This is a genomic window from Acidiplasma cupricumulans (assembly GCF_001402935.1).
Classification (GTDB): domain Archaea; phylum Thermoplasmatota; class Thermoplasmata; order Thermoplasmatales; family Thermoplasmataceae; genus Acidiplasma; species Acidiplasma aeolicum.
In genome coordinates this window covers 1-423 of the sequence record NZ_LKBH01000016.1, presented here as the reverse complement: position 1 = coordinate 423, position 423 = coordinate 1, and the positions used below count along the sequence as shown (strand labels likewise).

The following is a 423-nucleotide window of genomic DNA, read 5'->3' as shown; positions in this document are numbered from 1 at the left end:
TTTTAGGTATAGCAATAGATAATGAGTTGAATTGTATTCTAACAATCTTATCGGAAATAGTTGTATTAATGGTGTTGCTTATGGGAATAGCAGCATTTGAAATATCTACTATTGGAGTTGGCACTCCTGTTATTGTAGGCCTATTGTTTTTAGGTGGTATGGGAGGTGTTTTATTCGGCTTAGGTATTGGTGCTTATTTTATAGGCAATTCGTGTTTTGAAGGATGGTAAGCTATGTTAAAAAGCATATTAAAGGATGGAACAGCAATAAAACCAAAGGCGTTAAAGTTATTTCTGGCATCATTTATAATGCTGCTCATTGCAAGTTTTTTAGATTTTATTGTATCAATAAGAACAAGAAACACAGTTATGATTATATTAGAATCTTTAATGTTAGTCTATAGTGTAATTTTTATAGTTTTAA

2 protein-coding genes are annotated in these 423 nt (G+C 30.5%); both read left to right on the top strand.

Going from position 1 to position 423, the window contains the following annotated elements; all coding sequences use genetic code 11:
- Positions 1-230 (top strand): hypothetical protein (locus tag AOG55_RS00520; RefSeq protein ID WP_236688943.1); only part of this gene is annotated, 230 nt, incomplete at its 5' end.
- A gap of 3 nt (positions 231-233) precedes the next feature.
- Positions 234-423: hypothetical protein (locus tag AOG55_RS09615; RefSeq protein ID WP_236688942.1), on the top strand; the 190-nt coding region annotated here is incomplete at its 3' end.